Raw genomic sequence first — 17,501 nt, forward strand, 5'->3', positions numbered from 1 at the left:
GCCGGATAACGGCCAGGGAGGAAACACCATGAGCGGCAAGGCTCTACTGCTGGACCTGTCGCCACTGCGCGAGAGCCCACCGTTCCGGAGCATCGTCATCGCACGCACCATCGCGGTGTTCGGAATCGGCATGCTGATCGTCGCAGTGCCCGTGCAGATCTTCGCGTTGACCGGATCGACGGCACACGTCGGATTCGCGTCGACGGTCACGGGCGTCGCCACCCTGGTCGGTCTGCTCACCGGGGGCGTACTCGCCGACCGGTACGACAGACGACGACTGATCGTATGGACCCGAACATTGTGCGGCTTGGCGTTTGTCGGGCTGGCGCTCAACGCGGCGTCGGCGGACCCGAGTGTATGGGCTATCTACGCACTCGGCGCCGTCGACGGCGCGATCGGCGCGATCAGCATCACCGCGCTCCTCGCCGTGACTCCGGCTCTGATCCCGGAGAACTCGTTCGCCGCGGCCGGAGCCATCAACGCACTCACCGTCCAGCTCGGCATGATGGCGGCCCCCGCGCTCGGTGGCGTGGTAATCGCCACCGGTGGGGTGACCTGGAACTACTGGGCTGCCGCAGCAGGCACCCTGCTCACTGTTCCACTTCTGGCGACTCTGCCGGAATTGCGGCCGGACGAGACGGACGAGGAGTCGCCGTGGGCGTCCCTCACCGGAGGGTTCCGGTTCGCGTTGAGCCGGAACATCGTTCGGTCGGTTCTCATCGTCGGAACCATCGCTTTGCTCGGCGGCGGCGTCGGGGTACTGATCCCGGCCTTCGTGGAGCAACGCTTCGACGGAGATCCGCGCACCGCCGGCCTGCTGTATTCGGCCACCGCAGTCGGGGCGGCCCTGGGATCGGTGGCCAGCGGATGGATCAGCAGGGTGCGGCGCAAAGGCTACGTCCTCGTACTCGCGCTCGCGGCCAGTTTCCTGGCGCTCGCCGGAGTCGGACTGGCACCGATGGTCTGGGTAGCGCTCGTCCTGTTGGCCGTCGCCGGGGCATTCGGTGCCGTTCAGGAGATCGTGGCGTACACCGTGATCCAGACCAACACGCCGGACCGGCTGCTCGGACGCGCGAACAGTTTGTGGAGCGCACAGAACGTATTCGGACTGTCCGTGGGGTCGGCGGTCGCAGGTCTGATCGGCACCGTGTTCGTCGCCTCCACCGCCTTGATCGTGTACGGCGTCATCATGGTGTCTCTGTCTGTACTCGCACTGATCTCGTTGGCGTCACTACGTGACTACGTGGACCACGCTGTCGACAACATGGTCGGCAACATTGTCGACAGCAGCTCGCCGGGCGTCACACCCGAGCATTCCGGCGCAGAATCACTCGAACGCGAGGAACTACGATGACCGCAGAGCTCTCCACGAACATCGACGTCGTACCGTTTTCCGTCGAGCGGGCCCAACGGTACGCCGACGCCGGCCTATGGCGTGGACGTGCCATACCCACGGAATTCGACACTTGGGTTGCCGACCATTCACGTCGCCGAGCCGTCGTCGGTAGCGGTGGGGCATTGTCCTACTCCGAGTTGGGAATCCGGGTACGTGCCACCGCTGCCGGCTTCGCCGAACGCGGCGTCAGTGCTGGAGATCGGGTGATTGTTCAACTGCCCAACACACCCTCGTTCGTCGTGGTGCTCTTCGCCTTGCTCGAATGTGGCGCCGTTCCGGTGTTGACCCTGCCCGCCCATCGTGCCCGAGAGATCGTGCACCTCGCCGGCCTGTCCGAGGCGACGGCATACGTGATCGCCGACAGCGACGGGGGTTTCGACTACCGCGACCTCGCCCGTGAGGTCGTCGGGTCAGTTCCCAGTGTGACAACGGTATTCGTCGACGGTGACGCAGCGGAATTCACCTCACTCGCAGATGTTCACGCCGAGCGCCGCGTCTTCGATCGGGCAGATTCACGGGACGTCGCGGTGCTGCTGGTGTCCGGCGGAACCACCGGATTGCCGAAGCTGATTCCCCGCACCCACGACGACTACGCGTACAACGCCCGAGCCAGCGCGCAGATATGTGAACTCACCGCAGACGACGTGTATCTCGCGGTCCTTCCTGCGGCTCACAATTTCCCCCTTGCCTGCCCCGGCATTCTCGGTGCGTTCGGTGTCGGCGCCGCCGTGGTCCTGACGCGCGATCCCAGCCCGGACCACACGTTCGGACTGATCGAACAGCACGGCGTCACCGTGACCGCTCTCGTACCGAGTCTGACCCATTTATGGTGTGAAGCAACCGAATGGGAGAGTGCAGATCTCTCCAGCCTTCGGTTGCTGCAGGTCGGGGGAGCCAAGCTCACCCCGGAGGTCGCCAAACTCGTCCGGCCCGCCCTCGGATGCACCCTGCAGCAGGTGTTCGGCATGGCCGAAGGATTGCTGAACTACACGCGCCTCGACGACACCGACGATCTGGTGCTGACCACGCAGGGCCGTCCTCTCTCCGAACTCGACGAGATCCGGATCGTCGACGAGGCCGGTGACGATGTCCTACCGGGCGAGGTGGGGGAACTCCTCACCCGTGGGCCTTACACCATCAACGGCTATTACCGTGCCGCCGAACATAATCGGACCGCGATCACCGCCGACGGGTTCTACCGAAGTGGCGACCAGGTCCGCATGCTCGCGACCGGCCACCTGATCGTCACCGGCCGGATCAAAGACGTCATCACCCGGGGCGGCGAAAATGTCGCCGCAGACGCTCTCGAAGACCTGTTGCTCACCCACCCGGCGGTGTCCAGGGTCGCGGTGGTCGGCATCCCGGACCGTGATCTCGGAGAGAGCGTGTGCGCGGTGATCGTCACCCGCACAACCGAACCCACACTGGGGGAGTTGCGATCCTTCCTCGTCGGTCTCGGATGCGCCGCAAACACCCTTCCCGATCGTGTGGTCACTCGCCCGTCGCTGCCGATGACCGCAGTCGGGAAGATCGACAAGAACGCGTTGGTCGCTGCCGTCGGGAGCCGTTCGTGACATCATCGACCGTCGACGATCTCGACACCGATCTCGATCCTTCCCGTCTCCAGGCAGGGAACCTACTCGACCGAGACCTCGCCAAGGTCGTCGCCTTTGCCGAATCCGGCCTGTTCGAGGAATACGTGGTCTACGAGAACCACGGGGACTGGGTGATCGCGGCAGGCATTCTCGGCTCTGTGGTGATGACAGGCCGGACCGTGACCACCACCTGGGACGGCGTCGACAGCGTGTCCGAGTGGTCGGACGACCCGGCGCTCGCGCTGCAGGACTCCCTCGCGGCGCTCCCGGTTCAGCACTGGAATGCCTACGGCTGGGTGAGTTTCGAGTTCTCGGCGTACACCCATTGTGTGCCGGCCGGCCGGCCGCTGGGCGAGTCCACCCTGGCGCACCTGATCATCCCGCGCGTCGAAATCACCTTCGGCCGATCCCTGGGCGACGACATCGTCGTGACCGGCGGTACGCCCGCCGACGCGGCCGCGCTCACCGACGTCCTCCGGCGTGTCACCGCCGTGGTACCACCTTCGTCAGGTGCCGTCGACGTCTTCACCGACACCGATAGCTACCGAGAACGCGCCGCCGCGGCGATCGACGAAGTGCGTCGTGGCGACTACACGAAAGTCATTCTCTCCCGGACTGTTCCGGTCACTTTCGACGTCGACCTGCCCAATACCTACCGTGTCGGGCGACTCGCCAACACCCCGGCCCGCTCCTTTCTGTTGAACCTCGGAGACATCGCAGCGGCAGGATTCAGCCCCGAACTCGTCGTCGCCGTCGACGGCCGGAGACGCGTCTCGGCCGAACCGCTCGCCGGGACCCGTGCCCTCGGTGTGGGACCGGAGGCGGACGCGGCAGCACGCAATGATCTGGAGGAGGACCCGAAAGAGATTGCCGAACATGCAGTATCGGTCCGCACCGCGTTCCGGGAGGTCGCCTCCGTCTCTACCGGCGACTCGACCACGGTCACCGACTTCATGAGTGTTCGTGAACGTGGCAGTGTGCAGCACCTCGCCTCGACCGTGCGTGGCCTGTTGCGCGACGACCTCTCACCCTGGGATGCGTTCGCGGCCGTCTTTCCCGCCGTCACCGCGTCGGGAATCCCTAAACGCGAGTCGATCGACGCGATCGCACGTCTCGACAACGGCGAACGCGGCCTGTACTCGGGGGCGGTGGTTCGCGCCTCGTCGACCGGGACGCTTGAAGCCGCCCTCGTTCTCCGGGCCGTCTATCAGCAGCAAGGACGCACGTGGTTGCGTGCCGGGGCAGGGATCGTCGCGCAGTCCACTCCGGACCGAGAGTTCGACGAGACCTGTGAGAAGCTCACGAGCGTTGCACCGTATCTGATTCGGCGGCAGCATCCCAGTGCTGTCGAAGTGAGCGGCACCGAAGTGAGCGGCGCCGACGCATTCGATGTAAGCGCATTCGACGTAGAAGGGTAATAGCGACACATGGCCAGATCCCACCGGCAACAGTTGGTGCATCCCGAGGTGATCCGGCGTGCCACGGTCGTCGAGACATCCGACATCGACGCCGGGATGCGACGCATCGTCCTGCGCGGCCCGGAACTTGTCGCGTTCGAGAAGGACGGGTTCGAGTTCCCGGCGCTGTGCAGTTCCGGATTCGACGACTTCGTGAGACTGTTCTTTCCCACCGAGTCCGGCGAAGTGGTGCTTCCGCAGCAGCGCGCACGCACGGTCGAGTGGCCACGCGACCCCAAGCCCGTCACCCGCAACTACACCGTGCGCAAGTTCGATCCCGCTGCCGCCGAGTTGACTCTCGATTTTGTCACCCACGAGACCGGAATCGCGTCCACCTGGGGACGACGGTGCCTGCCGGGCGACTCCATCGACCTCCTTGGTCCGGTTCGTTCGGGGCGTGCGCCGGAGGATGTGGACTGGGTACTCGTCGTCGGAGACGAAACTGCGATACCGGCAATCGCGCGTTGGCTCGAAGAGATGCCCGCCGGTCTGGACGCTCGCGTCGTTGTCGAGGTCACTTCAGCCGAGCACACACTCGATCTGCCCAGCGCGGCTTCGGTCTCGCTCACTCGGGTAGGCCGAGACGACAGTCCGGCCGGTGAACTGTCAGCGCTCGAGCAGGCCGTGCGCTCCGTACCGTGGCGTGACGGCGCCGTGTTCGCCTGGGTAGCCGGAGAATCCACCTCGCTCAAGGGGATTCGTCGGTATCTGCGTGAAGAGCGTCAGTTGCCGGCGGAGATGGTGGACATCACCGGCTATTGGCGGCGTGCCGAGGTCGTCACTCTCGCCGACGATCCCGCCGTGCCCGATCTCGCGGCCGCGACGACCGAACCGTTCGACAAGCTCGCCGAGCGGGCAGAGATCGTCTCCCCGTTCGCGATCAGGGCGGCAAACACTCTGCGTATTCCTCACCACGTTGCCGAAGGTGCCGACAATCTGGGCGAGTTGGCCTCTCGCACCGGAACCGACTCTCGAGCCTTGGCGAAGTTCGTCCGCTACCTGATCGCCACCGAGGTTCTCGCCCGGGGAGCAGGGGAGACGCTGACCCTCGGCGAAGTAGGTGAGGCGATGCTGGGCGACGAGTGGGTCTCGAACTGGCTCGACCTCGAGGGAATCGAGGCACGGGTCGAGTTGTCCATCACCGGGTTGGTCGGCGCCGTTCGATCCGGAACGGCCGCGATCAGTGCCGTTACCGGCCGCACTCTCGACGAAGACTTGGACGCCCATCCACTGCTGGCCGACAAGCATCACCATCACATCGCCGACGAGGCAGCATTTCTGGGATCGGCCCTCGCAGCCGAATATCCCCTCAGCGACGTCACGCGCATCCTGGTCGCGGGCAGCGGTTCCGGGGTCGTGATGAACGCCGTGCTCGGTGCCGAACAGCACCTCGCGGCAACGGTCCTCGGTTTGCCCAGTGAACTCGAACGGATCGACAAGGACGTCGACCCCGCGGTGTCGGACCGGATCAGCCATCTGACGCAGAGTGTTCTCGCGCCGGTGACTGCCCACCCGTTCGACGCGTACCTCCTCCTCGAAGCGACTGGGCGTCTTCCGGACAACGACCTGAGCCTGCTGCTCCGTACAGCCAGTGATGCTGTTGTGCCCGGTGGCAAGATCATCGTTGTCGAGCGGTTGCTCGACGAAGGTGCCGCCGGAACCTCGATCAGTGAGGACGCTGCCGAATTCGATCTGCTGATGCTCTGTATGCACGGCACCGGAATACGTACCGAATCCGAGTTCGCAGCTGTCGCGGAAGATGCAGGTCTGGTCGTGTCTGCATCACGACTCGTCGGCTGGGGAATCGCAGTTCTGGACCTGCGCCGCCAGCTCTGAACTTGGCTGCGACCTTCGCCGGCTTGACCTTGACACAGTGACAAGGACTCCAATAGTCGACGAAGGAGGTGGTTGTCGTGAACACAACCAACCACGGTGGGCAGAATGCTCACCTCGTCGACGCATTGGCCGCAGCTGATTCCTCGGTTCGGCTGCGCGCCGCGCTAGCCGCCGGCACACGCCCGGACCCTGAGCTGACGGTTGCCCTGGTCGATCGGTGTGCCGTCGAGCCGGATTTCTTCGTCCGCGACATGCTGACCTGGGCGTTGTGCCGCCTGCCGGGCGAAATCACGGTGCCGAGGTTGATCCGTGAGCTCGGGTCCGATGGTTCGCAAGCCCGCAGTCAGGCGCTCCACACCTTGTCCAAGATCGGCGATCCGATCGCTTGGCCCGAGGTCTCTGCACTGGTCCACGACCAGGACGACGAGGTCGTGCGCAGCGCGTGGCGTGCGGCTGTGGCCCTCGTGCCGTCAGGAGACGAGGGTGCGCTCGCGGCCGAGTTGGCCACCGAACTCGGGCGGGGCGAACTCCAGATGCAGCTCAGTCTCAGTCGAGCTCTGACAGGACTCGGCGAGGCTGTACTCCCGGTGCTCGACGCGGCCGGTGCAAGCCTGAATCCGCGTGTTCGGGCGCATGCTGATGCTACAAAGCAACTCTGGCACGACCCCGACGGTGGGTTCGCTCTCTCACACGAGTTGGCGAGGCGCGTCGCGGCAATCGGCCCGGACGCGTAGGAAGGGGAGACGGATGTTGATCGGCGAGGTGTCGCGGCGTTGTGGTGTCAGCACACGGATGCTGCGTCACTACGACACGTTGGGACTGGTGAAGCCGACGGGCCGCACGTCCGGCGGTTACCGCGAGTACTCCGCCGACGACATCCGTCGACTCTTCCACGTCGAGAGCCTGAGGACGTTGGGGCTTTCGCTGAACGAGGCCAAGCGTGCACTGGACGAGCCCGACTTCGCCCCGGCCGATTTGGTGGGTGAACTCATGCAACACACTCGGCAACGGATCGCGGCGGAGGAAGAATTGCTGACCAAACTCGAAAGGGTCGACGCCTCCGCCCCTTCGGAGTGGGACGACGTCCTGCGCATGGTTTCACTGTTGCGTGCACTCGAATCCGAGTTCGCTGCCCACCGTCAGCAAGCGATCCTGTCGCAGGATGCGAATGCGGCATTGCCCGTCGACGCACTCGTCGAGGCCATACTGTCGGAGAAGGATGCCAACGTGGCCGGAGCGTTGCAATGGGCGTTGGCGAGAACCGAAGGTGCGGGGCTTGCAGCTCTCGCGAAGGGGCTCGAATCGGAGGACGTCCAGGTTCGGCGTCGCGCGATGTCCGCCATCTCCGGGATCCACACCGAGGAGGCAACTCGGTGTTTGAAGCGAGCTCTCGATGATTCGGACGGGATAGTCCGCGCCGACTCCGCTCTCACCCTCGGAACTCGCGGAGAGGCCGTCTCGATGCCCGCTCTTCTCGAGATGGTCGCCGACGGGCGACGCGACGTCGAGGCCGGCGAGGTGCTGGGCCTTCTGGCGGAGCGCTCACCTGCAAGCGGCGAAGTCGTCGCAGCAGTGCAGGACAGGCTCGACAACACCGCCGACGCGCCGACTCGGCTGCGAATCACTCAGGCGCTCGCCGAGATTCCCGGCGCGGCAGCACACGAAGCGCTCGCCCGCCTCACCCACGACGACGACAAGACGGTTGCGTCAACGGCAGCCGCGATCCTCGAGATGCGGGACCGTGGACCACGCCGACGCGAACGACCGCGTATCGGGAACTGAAATCGGAGAACCAGGGCACCTCTGACAACTGCGGCCCGAGCTGTCAATGCCGCAACGATTTTGCTGCGGCGTTGCCCTTCAACGCTGCATAGAGCAGGACGACGAGCACTGCTGTAAACACGACCGTTGAAGCGACAGCCGAGCCCACAGATCCGAAACCCGTCACGACACCGATCGCGACCTGCAGGCACAGTCCCACTACGGCTGTCCACACCGTCCGGCGCAGAAGCGGCCGCGCAATCCGATGGGCCAATTGCCACGCCTCGGGGCTCGAGATCGTTGCCCTCGTGCGTATGCCGACAACGGGATTCGGTTCATCACCGACGACTCGCGGAAGAAGCCCGGCAACGAAGGCGAGAATAAGCGTCGACGACGACAGTGAGGCCGTCAGACCCAGCAAATCAGGCGATCCCACCCGTCCAGCCCCCTGTCGGCAGATTTTGACACAGCGGACATTCCAGTCTGGGGTGCCGCTGGGACACATCCGACTGTATGCGAACGAATGCATGTACGGCTGTGCGGGTGAAGTACTTTCAAGCTTTGCCGAATGAGCAGTGGACTCGATCTCGGACTGGTTGTCAGACAGACCCTAATGCGGATCACCTACGCAGAAAAGGTTTCCCGCCGGATCAGCCAACACGTCCCAAATTGATCCGCCCGACTCATGGCGCTCGACGTGGGCTGCTCCTGCCGCGACGAAGGTCGCGACGACCTGGTCCCGCGGAGGATCCTGCGGTTCGAGGTCGAAGTCGAGGTGAACCGTATTCCTTTGGCTGCGAGCCTGATCGATCCGTTGGAAACCGAGAGTGAGTGGGAGGTCCGGGGCCGTCACCGTCAGGAAATCTTCGTCACCGTCGATACTCGCCTCGCTGAATCGCTCCGACCACCAGGTGGCAAGTGATCGGGCATCCGTTGCATCGAACGTAACCATGGCCAATCGCACCATCGCACACCAACCTCTTTACACGTGACTGCCTTTCGATCGATCTTAGGCAATGCCCTGCAGCTAGTGCGCACCCGCTGCGCAGTGATCAACGGATATGGTTTCTCACGTGGTGGATCAACGGCGAATGAGTTTGCGACGCAGGTACCTGAGCCTCGGTCTTGGCGAACTGGCCGCCGCGGGAGTGTTTGCTGCTGTGGCTGTCGGCGTCGTGGTGCCTCGGCTCGAAGGTCCGCACGACTCCGCGGCGCTGTGGTCGGCGCTGGCCCCACTGCTCGTGGTTCTCGTACAAGCAGGTGTCTATTGGTTGCTTGCCCGAGGCTGGGTCGAGCAGGCGCCGATGCCGGCCCGCCTCGCGGCGCTCTACCGTGCGTTTCGAGTCCTCGACATTGTCGTCTTGGCAGTCGGTCTCCTCGGCGTGCTCATTTGGCTACCAGATCATTTCGTCACTGCGGCGGCCATCATGGTGGTGTGGGCTTTCGGCGTCGTCGAATACGTCAATTACTTCTTGGCCCGTCTCGCGTATCCGCTGCGGCGGTGGCCGTTCGAGGTCGGTAAGTGGCGGACACCTCAACTTGTGCGCGACCTGCATTCCGCGCGGTGATACCGGCAATAGAGCCGGCCTTTGCCGCAACGGCAAAAATTGATGCGGGATCGACGTGAGTTCGGAAAGATCGGTACTACCCATCCAGGAATGAAGCCTCTTCGTCGTTCCTCACCGAGGAAGGAGACCCACCATGGCAACGTCGCGTCGGAGCCGCCGTGATGTCCCACCACCCCGGACAGGGAATAGCGAGACCGATACGCTGCGCGCGTTTCTCGACTACCTGCGTGATTCGATCGCTGTCAAGGTTGAAGGTGCTCCGGAACCTCAGGTGCGCACCACAATTGTTCGGTCGGGAACAACCTTGCTCGGGCTGGTCAATCATTTGACCTTTGTCGAACGATCGATGTTTCTCGCCGAAAACGTGACGGATTGGAAAGCGACGTTTCAGCGAAGAGACCGGACGCCATGCCGGGCACGCTGACATCCTCCGCGAACTGATCGACGGTTCGACCGGTCGGTGACATCGCAGCATCGGATCACAACAGTGGTTCGAGGTCGTCCATCTCGCCGACAGCTTCCGCGCTTCATCGAGGCGAATGTCCACGACTGAAATCGGGGCCCACAGGTATCGGGTCGGTCGCTCCGTCGGGAGTTGTTACTTCCCAGTGCAGTTCGGATGCAGTCGGGGGAACGAGCGCGCCGATCCACTCGGCGACGACACCGATGATAACTTCCTCGAGTTCCGTGCGTGACCACTCTCGCGGACGAGTGGGAACCGGTGGCTCCCAGCCTTCCTCACCCCAGATCACGCCGAAAAGCTCCCGCTCGTCGCCGATCTGCTGATTCAAACTGAACGCATCAGGGTCGTCGAATCGCGCCCAGACGCCGAAAGTGCCCTCGCCGTCCTGGTCCACGGAGACGTCGATGACAATACCTTCGGTATGTGCTGTCGCCGCGGCGCGCATCGCCGCCAGCCGGCTTTCGACTACCGACGATGCGGTGTCGAGGACAGACCTCAGCGCGTCACGGTACTCGGCAGGTTCCATCGGCACAGGATATAGAATTTCAGGCAATCGACTTCGAAGTCAGTACCTCCGACATGGCAGCCCATTGAAGAAGAATGACCGTCTTACCGTCGACGATCTCTCCGCCGGCGACCATGTCGAGTGCCGTGTCGAACGGCAACTCCAGGACTTCGATGTCCTCGCCTTCGTCTGGCACCCCGCCACCGCTTCCGGTTCTGTCCGCCGGACTGTATCGAGCGGCGTAGAAATGCACTCTCTCGGTGACGGATCCGGGGCTCATGTACAGATCGAACAGATGCTGCACCTCACCGATCGCGACGCCAAGCTCTTCGCTCGTCTCTCGCCGAATGGCTACTTCCGGCGTGTCGTCGTCGAGCAAACCGGCTGCGGTCTCGATCAACATTCCGTCGGGGTGTGCGTTGACGTAAGCGGGAAAGCGGAATTGCTTCGTCAACAGGACGGTGCGCCGTTCGGGGTCGTACAGCAAGATCGTCGCGCCGTTCCCGCGGTCGTAGGTTTCACGTTGCTGCGTTTCGAGAGTTCCGTCGCTTCGCCGGTACGTGAAGGTGCTGCGACGCAACACATGCCAACCGTCTGAGGTGACCTCGACTCGTTCGACTTCGACATCAGGATTACCGTGCAGCCCGAAGCCTGTTCGGTCGAGGCCGGTGCGACCCCGGCTGTCCGGTATGTCGACGCCGACACGGCCCTTCGTTGCAGTTGGGTGTATCAGCGGGTCGCAGTCGGGTTCGGTCATGTCATCCACCGTAGCGAAGATCGGCCCCTCGCCGTTATTGGGCAACAACAGTTTCAGAGGTTGAGCGCTGTAATGACAGAACCTCTCAGCCCAACTGAGAAGTCCCGCCCCAGTCCGGAGACGGGAGCGGGACTCGGGTATCAGCGAATTCGGCAGCGCGTCAGACAGCTTCCTTGCTCGCCTGCGCCGCAAGGGTGAGCGCGATGTCGACGATCATGTCCTCCTGGCCACCCACCAGACGGCGGCGTCCGGCTTCGAGCAGCAGTGTGCGAACGTCGATTCCGTAGCGCTCCGACGCAGCCTCCGCGTGGCGCAGGAAGCTCGAGTACACGCCTGCGTAGCCCAGTGTGAGGGTCTCTCGATCGACGCGGACCGGCCGGTCCTGCAGCGGACGGACGATGTCGTCGGCAGCATCCTGCAGTGCGAACAGGTCGCAGCCGTGCTCCCACTCCTCGATGTTCGCAACGGCGATGAACGCTTCGAGGGGGCAGTTACCGGCACCGGCACCGTGCCCGGCCAGGGACGCGTCGACGCGAGTGACGCCGTTCTGCACGGCCACAACAGAATTGGCGACCGAGAGTGAAAGGTTCTCGTGGGCGTGGATACCGATTTCGGTGCCCTCGTCGAGAATATCGCGGTATGCGCGAACACGATCCGCGACGTCGTTCATCACCAGGCGTCCACCCGAGTCGGTGACGTAGACGCAGTGCGCGCCATACGATTCCATCAACTTGGCCTGCTTCGCCAACTCCTCGGCCGGTGCCATGTGGCTCATCATCAGGAAGCCCGAGACGTCCATGCCGATCTCGCGGGCGGTCTCGATGTGCTGCGCGGAGACGTCGGCCTCGGTGCAGTGGGTGGCAACGCGAACGGAGCGGACGCCCAGGTCGTAGGCGTGCTTGAGTTCACTGATCGTGCCGACGCCGGGTAGTAGCAGCGTGGTGAGGCGAGCGTGCTGGAGTACCTCGGCTGCAGCTTCGATCCATTCCCAGTCGGTGTTCGAGCCGGGGCCGTAGTTGAGCGAGCCGCCAGCGAGGCCGTCACCGTGCGCAACTTCGATCGCGTCGACGCCGGCAGCGTCGAGAGCTGTGACGATCCGCTTGACGTCGGTCGGCGAAATGCGGTGGCGAACAGCGTGCATGCCGTCGCGAAGGGTGACGTCCTGGACGAAGATCTTGCGGTTGCTCACTTGGTTGCTTCCTTCTGCTGGGCGATGCGCTCCGCGATCTGCATTCCGGCGGACGTCATGATGTCGAGATTGCCGGCGTACGCGGGCAGGTAGTGCGCAGCACCCTCGACCTCGAGGAATACCGACACCTGGTGGGTAGGGCGATTGCCGTCGACGAGCAACGTCTCGACCGGCTGGTCGGCCGGGATCTCGGTGATCTGGACTTCCTGCTTGAGGCGGTAGCCCGGGACGTATGCCGAGACGTCGCCGACCATTTTCTCGATCGACTGACGGATCTCGTCGTGGACAGCCGGATCCGGCGCGTCGACGAGGCAGAAGACCGTGTCGCGCATGATGAGCGGCGGCTCAGCGGGGTTGAGGATGATGATGGCCTTGCCGCGACGAGCGCCGCCGACTGCCACGATCGCCTCGGACGTGGTTTCGGTGAACTCGTCGATGTTGGCGCGCGTTCCGGGACCGGCCGACTTGGAGGCGATGGACGCGACGATCTCCGCGTACGCCACCGGAACCACCCGAGAAACAGCGGCAACCATCGGGATGGTGGCCTGGCCGCCACACGTCACCATGTTGACGTTGGGCGCGTCCAGGTGCTCGTCCGCGTTGACAGCCGGTACGACGTACGGTCCGATCGCGGCAGGCGTCAGGTCGATCATGCGCTTGCCGAGGGGAGCCAGCCGCGCGTTGTTGGCCACGTGAGCCTTTGCCGAGGTGGCGTCGAAGACGATCTCGATCTCGTCGAAGTTCGGCAGACCGACCAGGCCTTCGACGCCTTCTGCCGTGATCGGCACGTTCAGACGCGCCGCGCGAGCGAGGCCGTCCGACGCGGGGTCGATACCGACCATCGCGCCCATCTCCAGGTAATCGGAGTTACGCAGCACCTTGATCATCAGATCCGTGCCGATGTTGCCCGATCCGATGATCGCGACCTTGACCTTGCTCATGCGTTGTCCTCTTCGCTGGAAAAACTGGTGGTGACGGAACCGAGCCCGGAGACGGTCACGGTGACTTCGTTGCCTGCGGTGACCGGCGCCATGGGGCCGAGTGCGCCGGACAGGATCACCTGGCCTGCGGTCAGCGGCTGCCCCAACTCGCGCGCCGTGCGGGCGAGCCAGACGACGGCTTCGATCGGATCGCCCAGGCAGGCGGTTCCGACGCCGGTGGACACCTCGGTGCCGTCGACGGACATCGACATGACGACGCCGGCGGGTTCCACCTCGTCGATGGTGCGGCGTTCGGTTCCGAGGACGTAGACGCCCGAGGACGCATTGTCGGCGACGGTGTCACCGAACTTGATGTCCCACGACTCGATGCGGCTGTCGCAGATCTCGATCGCCGCGACGGCGTAGTCGATCGCACCGCGGACCTGGGCGCTGTCCAGTGGCCCGTCCACGAGGTCGGCGCCCAGCACGAAGGCCACTTCCGCTTCGACCTTGGGCTGGATCAAACGGCTCATGGGGATGACGCCGCCGGCCGGGAACTCCATGTCGGCGTACAGCACGCCGAGGTCGGGCTGGTCGACGCCGAGCTGCTGCTGGACTGCCACCGAGGTCAGGCCGATCTTGCGGCCTACGACCACGGCCCCGCCCTGCCGACGGATTTCGTCGACGCGACGCTGGACGGCGTAGGCGGCGACGAGGTCGTCGGCGCCGATCAGATCGCGCACTGGCGCGCAGGGAGTACCGCTCGCGATGGCGGCTGCGAGGCGGTCCGCAGCGCCTGCGATGTCGGTCTCGCTAGCTGTACTGGTATTCGTGGGCTGGCTCATGGCCACTACTTTCGCTGCGGCACCGAGATTGCGCCAGGGAACTGTCTCACTCAGCGATACGCTGGGGAGGTGACTGGCAGCGTAAACCTCGACACCGTGCTCGGCAAGGCGGTGACGATCCTGCGCGCCTTCCGGGCCGACGACCACGTGTTGCCTCTGGCCGCCCTGGTCCAGCGGACGGGCCTGCACAAGGCAACCGTGCACCGCCTGGCCAACGAACTGGTTGCGAACCGGTTACTCGACCGACTCGACGGTGGTTACCGACTCAGCGGTGGCCTCTTCGAACTCGGCATGCTCGCCTCTCTCGAACGTAGCCTCCTGGAGATGGCGATGCCGTTCCTCCAGGACTTGTACGAGCGGACCCACGAGACAGTCCACCTGGGGGTCCGTGACGGCCACGACGTCGTCTACGTCGCGAAGATCGGCGGCCATCGACAAGCCAACTCCCCTTCTCGGACCGGCGGCCGGATACCGCTGTATTGCACCGCAATCGGAAAGGCGCTCCTTGCTTTCTCCGACAACGAATTTCGCCGCGAAGTGTTGTCGGAACCGATGACGCGCCGAACCCCGCACACGATTGTCGCGCCCGGCATTCTCAACACCCAACTGAACAGAGTGGTCGAGACCGGCATTGCGTTCGAGCGCGAGGAATCGGCGCCGGGTCTTGCGTGTGTCGCGGCACCGGTCTTCGGAACCAATGACAAACCCGTCGCGGCCATCAGTGTCACCGGTCCCACCAGTCGCTTCGTCCCCGAGAGTCAGGTGTCCTACGTGCGCGCTGCTGCCGAAGGCCTACACAGCACGATCGCTCGTCGCGAACGATTGCGGTGACCTGACCGTCCCGACCTGGGCGAGTCCGGTCAGGGCCTGGGGCAACGGACCCTCGTGCAAGACGCCCAGACGTTGGGTGGCGCGGGTGAGGGCGACATAGAGCTCCGACGCACCGCGCGGGCCGTCGGCAATGATCCGCTCCGGTTCCACGACAAGCACGGCATCGAACTCCAAGCCCTTCGTTTCCGAAACCGGCACAGCGCCTGGCATATCCGCAGGTCCGATGACGATGCTCGTACCTTCGCGTTCGTCCTCGTCCTGATTGAATTCGTCGACGGCGGACGCCAGTTCGTCAGCGGAGATTCGCTTGGACCACGGTTGGACCCCGCAAGCGCGGACGGACTCGGGTGGTTGGACTCCCGGCGCGAACTCGGCGAGCAAGGCGGCGGCGACGCTCATGATCTCGGCCGGAGTGCGGTAGTTCACCGACAGTGATCGGTAGATCCAGCGACCGGGGACATACGGCTCCATCATCGTCGCCCACGAGCGGGCACCTGCGGGTGAACGACGTTGCGCGAGATCGCCTACCACCGTGAATGACCGGTCCGGGCAACGACGCATCAGGACCCGCCAGTCCATCTCGGACAGTTCTTGTGCCTCGTCGACGACGATATGCCGGTACGTCCAGTCTCTGTCTGCAGCAGCGCGTTCGGCGAGTTCTCGGGTGTCACGTTCGACGAAACGGTCTGCCAGGTCCTCGGCGTACAGCATGTCCTGGGCGAGAAGATGGTCCTCGTCGTCCATCAGGTCTTCGCGACTGATCATCATGTCCAGCACACCCGCCGCATACGCGGCCTCGTCCTGGCGTTCGCGTTCGGCGCTCTGATCCACAGGCTTGTCCCGGCCGAGCATGTCCACCAATTCGTCGAGAAGCGGAACGTCGGACACCGTCCAGGCATCGCCATCTCGGCGCAACAGTGTCTCGTCCGCACCTGCTGCCCGAAGGCGTTCCGGAGAAGTAAACAGCTGTGTCAGTAGCTCTTTCGGTGTCAGGATCGGCCAGAGTGCGTCGAGCGCTGCGGCAAACGCGTCATTCTCCGCCAACTCTGCGGTCAGATCTGCGCGCACTTGCTCCCACGCTTCACGGTCACTGCGGGTCAACCATCCCTTTCCGATGCGCGCTATCGCCCGTTCGGTCAGTGCCCACGTGAGGATTTCGGTGAACACCGTGCGAGCGTCGTTGTGGGGGAGCTTGCTGGTGCGGGCTTCTTCTCGGGCCCACTCCGCGGTTTGGGCGTCGATCCGCACTGTGACGTCCGCCAGTTCGATCGACAGCGGGCTCTCGGGCAGTCGCTGCTGATCGGCGATCGCCGCGCTGAGCACATCCAGGATCTTCAGTGAACCCTTGAGCTCAGAGGCGCCCGGGATGTCCTCGGCGGTGACGCGTAGGCCGGGGACAAGATCACCGGTGGTCATGAAGACCACGTCGGACTCTCCCAATGAGGGCAGTACGCGGCCGATGTGGTTCAAGAACGCCGGGTTGGGCCCGACCACGAGAACTCCGTGACGTTCCATACGTGCTCGCTGCGTGTAGAGAAGGTAGGCGACGCGGTGCAAGGCGACGACGGTCTTCCCGGTGCCCGGGCCACCTTCGATCACCAACACTCCAGGGTGCTCGAGACGGACGATGTCGTCCTGCTCGGCCTGGATCGTGGCCACGATGTCCCGCATGCCCTCACCTCGCGGTGCGTTGACCGCCGCGAGCAGAGCGGAGTCCCCGCGTGCGTCGCGTTCACCACCCTCGGGGCGCCCGAGTACCTCGTCGGTGAAATCGACCACGCGTCGACTCCGTGTGTGGAACTGACGGCGTCGACGCATGTTCTCCGGGTTCGCAGCGGTGGCGACGTAGAACGGGCGAGATGCCGGCGCCCGCCAATCGAGCAGAACCGGTTCGTAGTCGTTGTCCGCGTCCAGAAGGCCGATTCGCCCGATGTACGAAGTCTCACCCGACAGTGAATCCAACCGGCCGAAACACAGTCCGTTGTCGGCTACATCCAGCCTTTTCACCTCTTTGGCAAGCGCGCGTACCTCTGCATCGCGTTCCATGAGTGCTTGGCCGTCTCCGCGCAGAGCGGTGCTGTACCGACCCTTGACTCGGGCCCGTTCGGCGTCGAGTCGCGCGTAGAGCGCCTCCACATAGTTCCGCTCGGATTGCAGTTCGTCTTCGTATCCCTGGATTGGCACATGCCCTCACTTCCGCTGGCTGTTCCGATCCGGTAGTCGGTCGTACGGGATCGGAAGAGCCATTCTGCGGCACTACCCGGGCCTTGCCGCAAGCCCCCCGGTGGGCTATATATTGGTAGTGGAAGGGAGTGTCGATCCTCCCCCGCTTTCCCACAAATCCTCTCGCGACCCCCCCAGGCTGATGCACGGCTCCC

Annotated in this window: 17 protein-coding genes and 1 pseudogene; 10 read left to right on the forward strand and 8 right to left on the reverse strand. The window is 64.3% G+C overall.

The window, feature by feature from the left end:
* The first annotated feature begins 28 nt into the window (after nt 1–28).
* The 6 genes from entS (at nt 29) to ACFWAD_RS03965 (ending at nt 8,066) form a co-directional block, all read left to right on the forward strand.
* Nucleotides 29–1,354, forward strand: coding sequence for an enterobactin transporter EntS (gene entS / locus ACFWAD_RS03940; protein WP_378541537.1), 1,326 nt, complete (start codon nt 29–31; stop codon nt 1,352–1,354).
* The gene (locus ACFWAD_RS03945; protein ID WP_378541539.1) at nt 1,351–2,970 is read left to right on the forward strand and encodes a (2,3-dihydroxybenzoyl)adenylate synthase; all 1,620 of its coding nucleotides are present in this window, start codon (nt 1,351–1,353) and stop codon (nt 2,968–2,970) included. Before entS ends, ACFWAD_RS03945 begins: the two co-directional genes overlap by 4 nt.
* Nucleotides 2,967–4,409 carry a salicylate synthase gene (locus ACFWAD_RS03950; RefSeq protein WP_378541541.1) on the forward strand — a complete coding sequence of 481 codons (1,443 nt, stop codon included), beginning with the start codon at nt 2,967–2,969 and terminating at the stop codon, nt 4,407–4,409. Before ACFWAD_RS03945 ends, ACFWAD_RS03950 begins: the two co-directional genes overlap by 4 nt.
* 9 nt (nt 4,410–4,418) lie before the next feature.
* Complete coding sequence (locus ACFWAD_RS03955) at nt 4,419–6,284, forward strand: SIP domain-containing protein (RefSeq protein WP_378541543.1); 1,866 nt, start codon at nt 4,419–4,421, stop codon at nt 6,282–6,284.
* Nucleotides 6,285–6,352: 68 nt separating this feature from the next.
* The gene (locus ACFWAD_RS03960) at nt 6,353–7,018 is read left to right on the forward strand and encodes a HEAT repeat domain-containing protein (protein ID WP_378541545.1); all 666 of its coding nucleotides are present in this window, start codon (nt 6,353–6,355) and stop codon (nt 7,016–7,018) included.
* 13 nt (nt 7,019–7,031) lie between these two features.
* Entirely contained in the window at nt 7,032–8,066 is a 1,035-nt protein-coding gene (locus ACFWAD_RS03965; protein ID WP_378541547.1) for a MerR family transcriptional regulator, read from the forward strand.
* A 43-nt stretch (nt 8,067–8,109) separates the two neighbouring features.
* On the opposite strand, the gene ACFWAD_RS03970 is transcribed toward ACFWAD_RS03965, so the two are convergent.
* Nucleotides 8,110–8,481, reverse strand: a complete 372-nt coding sequence (locus ACFWAD_RS03970; protein ID WP_378541549.1) for an SdpI family protein — start codon at nt 8,479–8,481, stop codon at nt 8,110–8,112.
* Nucleotides 8,482–8,655: 174 nt separating this feature from the next.
* Nucleotides 8,656–8,997, reverse strand: a complete 342-nt coding sequence (locus ACFWAD_RS03975) for a VOC family protein (protein WP_378541551.1) — start codon at nt 8,995–8,997, stop codon at nt 8,656–8,658.
* A gap of 139 nt (nt 8,998–9,136) precedes the next feature.
* On the opposite strand from ACFWAD_RS03975, the gene ACFWAD_RS03980 reads away from it, so the two are divergent.
* The 3 genes and pseudogenes from ACFWAD_RS03980 to ACFWAD_RS03990 all read left to right on the forward strand — a co-directional run bounded on the left by ACFWAD_RS03980 (nt 9,137) and on the right by ACFWAD_RS03990 (nt 10,077).
* Entirely contained in the window at nt 9,137–9,613 is a 477-nt protein-coding gene (locus ACFWAD_RS03980; protein WP_378541553.1) for a hypothetical protein, read from the forward strand.
* 133 nt (nt 9,614–9,746) lie between these two features.
* Nucleotides 9,747–9,905, forward strand: a pseudogene (locus ACFWAD_RS03985) (mini-circle protein); the annotation flags it as partial.
* Between the two features lie 79 nt (nt 9,906–9,984).
* Nucleotides 9,985–10,077, forward strand: coding sequence for a DUF664 domain-containing protein (locus ACFWAD_RS03990; RefSeq protein WP_370852753.1), 93 nt, complete (start codon nt 9,985–9,987; stop codon nt 10,075–10,077).
* A 63-nt stretch (nt 10,078–10,140) separates the two neighbouring features.
* On the opposite strand, the gene ACFWAD_RS03995 is transcribed toward ACFWAD_RS03990, so the two are convergent.
* The 5 genes from ACFWAD_RS03995 to ACFWAD_RS04015 all read right to left on the reverse strand — a co-directional run bounded on the left by ACFWAD_RS03995 (nt 10,141) and on the right by ACFWAD_RS04015 (nt 14,292).
* Nucleotides 10,141–10,602, reverse strand: a complete 462-nt coding sequence (locus ACFWAD_RS03995) for a DUF6389 family protein (RefSeq protein ID WP_378541555.1) — start codon at nt 10,600–10,602, stop codon at nt 10,141–10,143.
* A gap of 19 nt (nt 10,603–10,621) precedes the next feature.
* Nucleotides 10,622–11,338 carry an NUDIX domain-containing protein gene (locus tag ACFWAD_RS04000; RefSeq protein WP_378541557.1) on the reverse strand — a complete coding sequence of 239 codons (717 nt, stop codon included), beginning with the start codon at nt 11,336–11,338 and terminating at the stop codon, nt 10,622–10,624.
* A gap of 160 nt (nt 11,339–11,498) precedes the next feature.
* A complete protein-coding gene (gene dmpG, locus ACFWAD_RS04005; RefSeq protein WP_378530352.1) occupies nt 11,499–12,527 on the reverse strand; it encodes a 4-hydroxy-2-oxovalerate aldolase in 1,029 nt (342 codons plus the stop codon).
* Nucleotides 12,524–13,468, reverse strand: a complete 945-nt coding sequence (locus tag ACFWAD_RS04010) for an acetaldehyde dehydrogenase (acetylating) (protein ID WP_003943168.1) — start codon at nt 13,466–13,468, stop codon at nt 12,524–12,526. The genes dmpG and ACFWAD_RS04010 overlap by 4 nt, the downstream gene beginning before the upstream one ends.
* A complete protein-coding gene (locus ACFWAD_RS04015) occupies nt 13,465–14,292 on the reverse strand; it encodes a 2-keto-4-pentenoate hydratase (RefSeq protein WP_378541559.1) in 828 nt (275 codons plus the stop codon). The genes ACFWAD_RS04010 and ACFWAD_RS04015 overlap by 4 nt, the downstream gene beginning before the upstream one ends.
* Before the next feature lie 69 nt (nt 14,293–14,361).
* Here ACFWAD_RS04015 and ACFWAD_RS04020 point away from each other — a divergent pair, with 69 nt between their 5' ends.
* Nucleotides 14,362–15,123 (forward strand): IclR family transcriptional regulator, encoded by a 762-nt coding sequence (locus ACFWAD_RS04020; protein ID WP_378541561.1) that lies wholly within the window; start codon nt 14,362–14,364, stop codon nt 15,121–15,123.
* Here ACFWAD_RS04020 and helR read toward each other — a convergent pair.
* Nucleotides 15,085–17,307 (reverse strand): RNA polymerase recycling motor ATPase HelR, encoded by a 2,223-nt coding sequence (helR, locus tag ACFWAD_RS04025; RefSeq protein WP_378541563.1) that lies wholly within the window; start codon nt 17,305–17,307, stop codon nt 15,085–15,087. The two genes, ACFWAD_RS04020 and helR, sit on opposite strands and share 39 nt — an antisense overlap.
* Between the last annotated feature and the right edge of the window lie 194 nt (nt 17,308–17,501).

This window comes from Rhodococcus sp. NPDC059969 (assembly GCF_042738325.1).
Lineage (GTDB): Bacteria > Actinomycetota > Actinomycetes > Mycobacteriales > Mycobacteriaceae > Rhodococcus_F.

What these genes read in the sequence shown, in the direction of transcription:
- entS (WP_378541537.1), top strand. Translation starts at nt 29, where the DNA reads ATGAGCGGCAAGGCTCTACTGCTGGACCTGTCGCCACTGCGCGAGAGC.
- ACFWAD_RS03945 (WP_378541539.1), top strand. Translation starts at nt 1,351, where the DNA reads ATGACCGCAGAGCTCTCCACGAACATCGACGTCGTACCGTTTTCCGTC.
- ACFWAD_RS03955 (WP_378541543.1), top strand. Translation starts at nt 4,419, where the DNA reads ATGGCCAGATCCCACCGGCAACAGTTGGTGCATCCCGAGGTGATCCGG.
- ACFWAD_RS03965 (WP_378541547.1), top strand. Translation starts at nt 7,032, where the DNA reads ATGTTGATCGGCGAGGTGTCGCGGCGTTGTGGTGTCAGCACACGGATG.
- ACFWAD_RS03975 (WP_378541551.1), bottom strand. Translation starts at nt 8,997, where the DNA reads ATGGTTACGTTCGATGCAACGGATGCCCGATCACTTGCCACCTGGTGG.
- ACFWAD_RS03980 (WP_378541553.1), top strand. Translation starts at nt 9,137, where the DNA reads ATGAGTTTGCGACGCAGGTACCTGAGCCTCGGTCTTGGCGAACTGGCC.
- ACFWAD_RS03995 (WP_378541555.1), bottom strand. Translation starts at nt 10,602, where the DNA reads ATGGAACCTGCCGAGTACCGTGACGCGCTGAGGTCTGTCCTCGACACC.
- ACFWAD_RS04000 (WP_378541557.1), bottom strand. Translation starts at nt 11,338, where the DNA reads ATGACCGAACCCGACTGCGACCCGCTGATACACCCAACTGCAACGAAG.
- ACFWAD_RS04010 (WP_003943168.1), bottom strand. Translation starts at nt 13,468, where the DNA reads ATGAGCAAGGTCAAGGTCGCGATCATCGGATCGGGCAACATCGGCACG.
- ACFWAD_RS04015 (WP_378541559.1), bottom strand. Translation starts at nt 14,292, where the DNA reads ATGAGCCAGCCCACGAATACCAGTACAGCTAGCGAGACCGACATCGCA.